The organism is Pseudomonas sp. 34 E 7, from assembly GCF_900005715.1.
Lineage (GTDB): Bacteria > Pseudomonadota > Gammaproteobacteria > Pseudomonadales > Pseudomonadaceae > Aquipseudomonas > Aquipseudomonas orientalis_A.
In genome coordinates this window covers 1-6,567 of record NZ_CVTX01000036.1, presented here as the reverse complement: position 1 = coordinate 6,567, position 6,567 = coordinate 1, and the positions used below count along the sequence as shown (strand labels likewise).

7 protein-coding genes and 1 pseudogene are annotated in these 6,567 nt (G+C 61.9%); 5 read left to right on the top strand and 3 right to left on the bottom strand.

Annotated elements, in window-relative coordinates:
- The 5 genes and pseudogenes from BFP96_RS01140 to BFP96_RS01120 form a co-directional block, all read left to right on the top strand.
- Nucleotides 1-794: pseudogene (locus BFP96_RS01140) on the top strand (trimethylamine dehydrogenase); the annotation flags it as partial.
- 35 nt (nucleotides 795-829) lie between these two features.
- Nucleotides 830-1,588, top strand: coding sequence for a transporter substrate-binding domain-containing protein (locus BFP96_RS01135; protein WP_065935421.1), 759 nt, complete (start codon nucleotides 830-832; stop codon nucleotides 1,586-1,588).
- Between the two features lie 28 nt (nucleotides 1,589-1,616).
- Entirely contained in the window at nucleotides 1,617-2,333 is a 717-nt protein-coding gene (locus tag BFP96_RS01130) for an ABC transporter permease (RefSeq protein WP_065935420.1), read from the top strand.
- Nucleotides 2,330-3,040 (top strand): histidine ABC transporter permease HisM, encoded by a 711-nt coding sequence (hisM, locus tag BFP96_RS01125; RefSeq protein ID WP_065935419.1) that lies wholly within the window; start codon nucleotides 2,330-2,332, stop codon nucleotides 3,038-3,040. Before BFP96_RS01130 ends, hisM begins: the two co-directional genes overlap by 4 nt.
- Nucleotides 3,041-3,048: 8 nt before the next feature.
- Nucleotides 3,049-4,161 carry a succinylglutamate desuccinylase/aspartoacylase family protein gene (locus BFP96_RS01120; RefSeq protein WP_065935418.1) on the top strand — a complete coding sequence of 371 codons (1,113 nt, stop codon included), beginning with the start codon at nucleotides 3,049-3,051 and terminating at the stop codon, nucleotides 4,159-4,161.
- On the opposite strand, the gene BFP96_RS01115 is transcribed toward BFP96_RS01120, so the two are convergent.
- The 3 genes from BFP96_RS01115 to BFP96_RS01105 all read right to left on the bottom strand — a co-directional run.
- Nucleotides 4,162-4,716, bottom strand: coding sequence for a tetratricopeptide repeat protein (locus BFP96_RS01115; protein ID WP_065886862.1), 555 nt, complete (start codon nucleotides 4,714-4,716; stop codon nucleotides 4,162-4,164). It lies immediately after the preceding gene.
- A 226-nt stretch (nucleotides 4,717-4,942) separates the two neighbouring features.
- Complete coding sequence (gene hemL, locus BFP96_RS01110) at nucleotides 4,943-6,226, bottom strand: glutamate-1-semialdehyde 2,1-aminomutase (protein ID WP_065895184.1); 1,284 nt, start codon at nucleotides 6,224-6,226, stop codon at nucleotides 4,943-4,945.
- Nucleotides 6,227-6,245: 19 nt separating this feature from the next.
- Nucleotides 6,246-6,567: thiamine phosphate synthase (locus BFP96_RS01105; protein WP_170875968.1), on the bottom strand; the 322-nt coding region annotated here is incomplete at its 5' end.

The window sequence follows — 6,567 nt, the reverse complement described above, 5'->3', positions numbered from 1 at the left end:
GACGGGTAGCGCTGGAGGCCCGGCTGCCTGGTTTGGCGAGTTGGGCGCGGGTCGTCGATTATCGACTGGACGCCTTGAGCCGCCTGCCCTCGGTGGAGATTTATCGGGAAAGTCAGCTGCAGGCCGAGGATGTGCTGGATTTCGCCGCCGAGCACGTATTTATCGCCACCGGCTCACATTGGCGGCGGGACGGCCTGGGGCGCGCCCTGCGCCAGGCATTACCGGGCCTTGAGTGCCTGCCAGTGCTGACGCCGGACGAGGTGATGGCGGGTGTGCTGCCGGCTTCGCCGGTGCTGCTGTTCGATGATGACCACTACTACATGGGCAGCGTGCTGGCCGAGCACCTGGTGGCGCGAGGCGTGGAGGTGATCTTCGTCACCCCGGCGGCGGATGTGGCGGCCTGGACGCACAACACCCTCGAGCAGCATCGCATCCAGCGTCGTCTGATGGAGTTGAATGTCACGATCATCCCCTCCCATACGCTGGTCCGGGCGATGCCGGAGGGGGTGATGGCAGGGTGTGTCTACACCGAGCGCACACGGTTCATCGGCGCCGCATCCTTGCTGCTGGTGACCTCCCGAGCGCCTGAACAGGCGTTGTATCAGGCATTGAATAACACCCCCGAACGGTTGCAGGCGGCGGGTATCGGCACGCTGGCGCTGGTCGGTGATTGCGTGGCGCCCGGCACGATTGCAGCAGCGGTGTATTCAGGGCATCGAAGCGCCCGCGAGTTCGACGCGCCGGCTGGGTCGTTAGTGGTTAAACGAGAAATTCCATTTATTGAGGTGCAGTAAGTTCAGCTGTTTCATCTATAACGAGGAATACAATAATGAAAAAAATACTCCTGCTGTTAATCACCACGTTTTTATTCAATACATCGCTTCTGGCCAAAGACTATGAAGTGATTCGTTTTGCTGCCGATCCCAACTACGCGCCCTTTGCTTATAAAGACAGTACGGGAACGTTGACCGGCTTTGAAATTGATATCGGTCAAGCTATCTGCGCGCAGTTGAATGTGCGCTGCCAATGGGTTGAAAGCGACTTCGACGCAATGATCCCCAGCCTGAACGCCGGCAAGATTGACGCAATCCTGGCTTCAATGACCATCACTGCCGCGCGGCAAAAGGTTATCGATTTTTCCTCGGAAGTCTTTTCCAGCCCTACCGCCATGGTGTTCCGTCCTGGTACCGAGCTTTCCACAGGCACGGCCGTCGGCTATCTGCAGGGCAGTACCCAGGAAATGTATGCCCTTAAGGTGCTCGCCGGCCAAGGCATCAAGGTGGTGGCTTACGCCGATCAGGAGCAGGTGTATGCCGACTTGCAAACAGGCCGTTTGCAGGCTTCGCTGCAAGATGCGCAGCAAGCGCAAAGCGGGTTCTTGCGTTCGCCCCAGGGCGCCGGGTTCGTACTGGGGCCGATCATCGAGAGCGAGCTGATGCCGTCCAAGAGCGGCATTGGCATCGCCAAGGGCAACCAGGGGCTCAAGGCGCTGCTGGATAAGGCGCTGGCGGCGCTCCACGCCGACGGCACCTACGCCCGCCTGCAGGAGCAGTATTTTCCCGGCGTGAACATGTTCAGCGGCCAATAACCGCCCTCCAGGCCAACGAGGGCAAAACATGCTACCGACCTTCTCCCAATTCGTCGCGACCCTGGGCGCCTTTGCGCCGATGTTACTGCATGGCGTGTGGATCACCCTGCAACTGGCGCTGTTGTCGTTGCTGCTGGGGCTTGTCCTCGGCCTGCTCGGTGCCGGCGCCAAGCTGTCCGGGGTGCGCACGTGGCGTTTGTGCGCGCAGCTCTACACCACGTTGATACGCGGTGTGCCGGACCTGTTGCTGATGCTGTTGATTTTTTACGGGCTGCAAACCGGCTTGAGCCGTCTGACCGCCGGGTTGGGCTGGGCGTACATCGACATTGACCCTTTCAGCGCGGGCGTGCTGACACTGGGGTTTATCTACGGCGCCTATTTCACCGAAACCTTTCGCGGCGCCTTGCTGGCTGTACCGCGCGGCCAGTTCCAGGCGGCCAAGGCCCTTGGTTTGACCTTCCGCCAGAGCTTCGTGCATGTGATCTTCCCGCAAATGATGCGGTTCGCCTTGCCGGGGTTGGGCAATAACTGGATGGTCCTGCTCAAGGCCACAGCGCTGGTGTCGATCATCGGCTTGGCGGACCTGGTGAAAGTCGCCCAGGTGGCGGGCAAAAGCAGCCAGCAACTGCTGGCCTTCCTGCTGCTGGCGGCGGTGGTGTACCTGCTGCTCAGCAGTGCTTCAAACCTGATACTGGGTTGGCTGGAGCGTCGTTACGCCGGCGGCGTGCAGGAGCCGTCACGATGATGGAACTCATCCAGGAGTACTGGCGACCGTTGATTTATTCCGACGGCTACCAGATCACCGGCCTGGCCATGACCTTGTGGCTGACCAGCGCGTCGTTAGGCCTGGGCCTGCTGCTGGCGTTGCCGTTGTCCATCGCCAGGACATCCGCCCGGCGCTGGCTGCGCTGGCCGGTGCAAGGCTATACCTACCTGTTTCGTGGCACGCCGCTGTACATCCAGTTGCTGATTTTCTACACCGGTATCTACAGCCTGGCCGCCGTGCGCGAACAGCCGTTGCTCGATGCGTTTTTCCGCGAAGCCCTCAACTGCACCCTGCTCGCATTCGCGCTGAATACCGCCGCCTACACCACAGAGATTCTGGCGGGCGCCATTCGCGCAATGCCTCGCGGGGAAATCGAGGCCGCGCGGTCCCTGGGTTTTGACGGGTGGAAACTGTACGTGCACCTGATCATGCCTTCGGCCCTGCGCCGATCATTGCCGTACTACAGCAATGAAGCAATTTTCATGCTGCATTCCACCACCCTGGCGTTCACGGCCACGGTGCCGGACATCCTCAAAGTCGCGCGGGATGCCAATGCCGCCACCTTTCTTACCTTCCAATCCTTCGGCCTGGCCGCCGTCCTTTATCTGAGCATTACGTTTGCCCTGGTCGGCCTGTTTCGCCTGGCTGAACGGCGTTGGCTAAGTTTTCTCGATGCGGGCCGATAGGGGGCGTCATGCACACTCAAAATCACAGGTTGTTGAGCGCTGTACCCGGCACGGCACGGCAGATCCATAGTTTTCATTACGGCCCGGCCGATGCGCCGGGCAAGGTGTATATCCAGGCCTCCCTGCATGCCGATGAACTGCCGGGGATGCTGGTGTGCTGGCATCTGAAACAGCGACTGGCGCATCTGGACGCGGCCGGGGCGCTGCGCTGGGAGGTGGTGCTGGTGCCGGTGGCCAATCCGCTGGGGCTGGAACAGGTGTTGATGGACGTGCCGCAGGGACGCTTCGATAACGACAGTCGAGAGAACTTCAATCGCTTCTTTATCGATGTCAGCCGGCAGGTCGCGGATCAGGTGCAGGACGCGCTGACCGCAGACCCTGCGCATAATCTGCAACTGATCCGTTCGACCCTGCGGCAAACCCTTGTCGACCAAGTGCCGGCGACGCAACTGCAGTCAATGCGCTTGATCCTGCAAACATTGGCGTGTGATGCCGATGTGGTGCTGGACCTGCATTGTGATTTCGAGGCCGTACAGCATCTGTACCTGGCGCCGCACGCCTGGCCGCAGGTGGAGCCGCTGGCGCAGTACCTCGGCGCGCAAGCCTGCTTTATGAGCGAAGACGCGGGCGGGCACTCGTTCGACGATTGCTACACCCTGTTCTGGGCGCAGATGCAGGCGTGTTTCCCGGGGCGTTTGGCCGCGCCGGGATTTGCCGCGACCGTGGAGCTGCGCGGTGTGGCCGATGTGGAGGATGGGCTGGCTCGCCAGGACTGTCAGGCACTGATCAACTATTTGACGCTGCGCGGCGCGATTGATGGCCAGGCGCCGCCACCGCCGGCGTTGCTGAACCCGCCCACACCCTTGGCCGGGGTTGAGCCGGTGGTGAGTCCGGTGGGAGGCTTGATTGTATTTTGCGCGCAGGTGGGCGATTACCTCAAAGCTGGACAGGCGCTGGCGCACATCATCGATCCAGTCACTGATCGCGTAACGCCGGTAGCGTGTGCACGTGAAGGACTGTTGTATGTGCGCTCAGTGCGCCGAATGGCGAGCGCCGGTATGACCATCGCCCATGTGGCGGGGCCTGCGGCGTATCGGCAGGGCTATCTGTTATCGCCGTGATCAGGGCAGGGGGGAGAAGGGTGAGCGCCCATCGGCACTCTGCAGTTCCTGCAGGTAATTGCGGAAGATCTGCCCCAGCACCTGGGTGGCCACTTCCAGTTCATCGCGCTGCATGTGCTCGGCCACTTCGTCGGCGGTGTCCAAGGCGTCTTCGGCGCCGTTGACGGCCGCCATTTTCAGCACGATGTAGGCCTGGACGTTATTGGCCGGCACACCTTCGCCACGGAAGAACATGTTGCCGAGCTGGAATTGCGCCTGTGCATGGCCTTGCAGCGAAGCTTTTTCGAAGTAGCTCAACGCTTTGTTGAGATCGACGGCCGGGTTCTTACTGTCGTGGAAGTATTCGCCCAACTCGTATTGCGCTTGCGCATCCCCTTCGTCAGCCTGTTTCTGGCACGCGCTCAGGGCTTCGGCCTGGGTGTCGGGCTGGGTATTAAGGGTGCAACGACCCATCGCTGGAATTAACAACGAGTTGCCGCCTGCTTGTGCATGCGCCAGCAGCGGCTGAAGGAGCAACAGGCAGCCCAGAACCAGGGTGCGGCCGGTGCGTTTCATGGGAATCGACTTACCTCTGACGGGGCGCGCGGACCCTCGGGGAGTCCAATAAGCGCGCATTATGAAATAAGCAGGCCTCTGCTTACAAAGTCTTTACTCGTTTTTCTGCTGCTTGGGCAAGTTATCTGCCGGATTGCAGGGCAATTCTCGAAAAAACCGGGAAATCTCTGTAGGCAAAGTAGCAAATCTGACGCCGCCACGGGCAGCGTCAGAGGGTTGCCGTCACTTATTTCAGGGCCGCGAAGGCGCGCTCGGCAGCGTCCAGGGTCAGCTTCAGCTCGGCTTCGCCATGGGCGATCGACGTGAAGCCGGCCTCAAAGGCACTCGGCGCCAGGTACACGCCGCCTTCGAGCATCAGGTGGAAGAAACGCTTGAACAGGTCGGCATCGCTGCCCATGACGTCATCGAAGGTGACGATGTCGTCGGCACCGCTGAAGTACAGGCCAAACATGCCGCCGGCCTGGGTGGTGACGAACGGGATACCGGCGGCGTCGGCACGCACTTGCAGGCCGTCCAGCAGGCGGGTGGTGTAGTCGGTCAGTTCGGCATGGAAGCCCGGACGGCTGATCAGACGCAGGGTGGTCAGGCCGGCCGCCATCGCCAGCGGGTTACCGGACAGCGTGCCGGCCTGGTACACCGGGCCCAGCGGGGCGATGTGCTGCATGATCTCGCGCTTGCCGCCGAAGCAGCCCACCGGCATGCCGCCGCCGATGATCTTGCCGAAGGTGCTCAGGTCCGGCGTGACGCCGTAGTGCGCCTGGGCGCCACCGAGGGCCACGCGGAAACCGGTCATCACTTCATCGAAAATCAGCACCACGCCGTGTTTGTCGCACTGCTCGCGCAGACCTTCAAGGAAACCCGGGGCCGGCGGGACGCAATTCATGTTGCCGGCGACCGGCTCGACGATGATGCAGGCCACCTCCTGACCGACGTCAGCGAGCATCTGCGCGACGGCGTCAATGTCGTTGAATGGCAGGGTCAGGGTGTGTTTGGCGAACGCCGCCGGCACGCCGGCCGAACTCGGTACGCCCTGGGTCAGGGCGCCGGAACCGGCTTTTACCAACAGGCTGTCGGAGTGGCCGTGGTAGCAACCTTCGAACTTGATGATGCTGTCGCGGCCGGTGAAACCACGGGCCAGGCGGATCGCGCTCATGGTGGCTTCGGTGCCGGAGCTGACCATGCGCACCATTTCCATCGACGGCACGATCGAGCAGACCAGGTCGGCCATCTCGGTTTCCATCGCGGTCGGAGCACCGTAGGACAAACCGTGCTGCAGTTGCTGGCGAACGGCGTCCAGCACCTCCGGATGGCTGTGACCGAGGATCATCGGGCCCCAGGAGCCGACGTAGTCGACATAGCGCTTGTCATCTTCGTCGGTGACATAGGCGCCTTCGGCATGCTTGAAGAACAATGGCGTGCCGCCCACGCTCTTGAACGCACGCACGGGGGAGTTCACACCGCCGGGGATGTGTTTCTGGGCATTGGCAAACAGGGTTTCGGAACGGGACATGATGGAAGTCTCTCTGAAATCAAATCTTAAGAAGGGCGTTGAAAGCACGGGCGCGGCGCGTGACTTCCTGGGTGCTGTCGGCGCCGAACAGGCCGTGCACCACGGCGAGCAGGTCGGCCCCGTGGGCCACCAGCGGTTCGGCGTTTTCCAGGGTGACGCCGCCGATCACGCAGATCGGTAGGTGCAGGCGTGTGCGCGCCTCGGCCAGCATGTCAACGGTGGCGGCCGGGGCGCCGGGTTTGGTCGTGGAATTGAAGAAGCGCCCGAAGGCGACGTAACTGGCGCCTTCCTTCGCGGCCTGTTCGGCCAGTTCGATCTGGCTATGGCAGGTGGCGCCGATG

Bases quoted from the DNA above. Each gene is read 5' to 3' on its own strand.
- BFP96_RS01135 (WP_065935421.1), top strand. From the start codon at position 830: ATGAAAAAAATACTCCTGCTGTTAATCACCACGTTTTTATTCAATACA.
- BFP96_RS01130 (WP_065935420.1), top strand. From the start codon at position 1,617: ATGCTACCGACCTTCTCCCAATTCGTCGCGACCCTGGGCGCCTTTGCG.
- hisM (WP_065935419.1), top strand. From the start codon at position 2,330: ATGATGGAACTCATCCAGGAGTACTGGCGACCGTTGATTTATTCCGAC.
- BFP96_RS01120 (WP_065935418.1), top strand. From the start codon at position 3,049: ATGCACACTCAAAATCACAGGTTGTTGAGCGCTGTACCCGGCACGGCA.
- BFP96_RS01115 (WP_065886862.1), bottom strand. From the start codon at position 4,716: ATGAAACGCACCGGCCGCACCCTGGTTCTGGGCTGCCTGTTGCTCCTT.
- hemL (WP_065895184.1), bottom strand. From the start codon at position 6,226: ATGTCCCGTTCCGAAACCCTGTTTGCCAATGCCCAGAAACACATCCCC.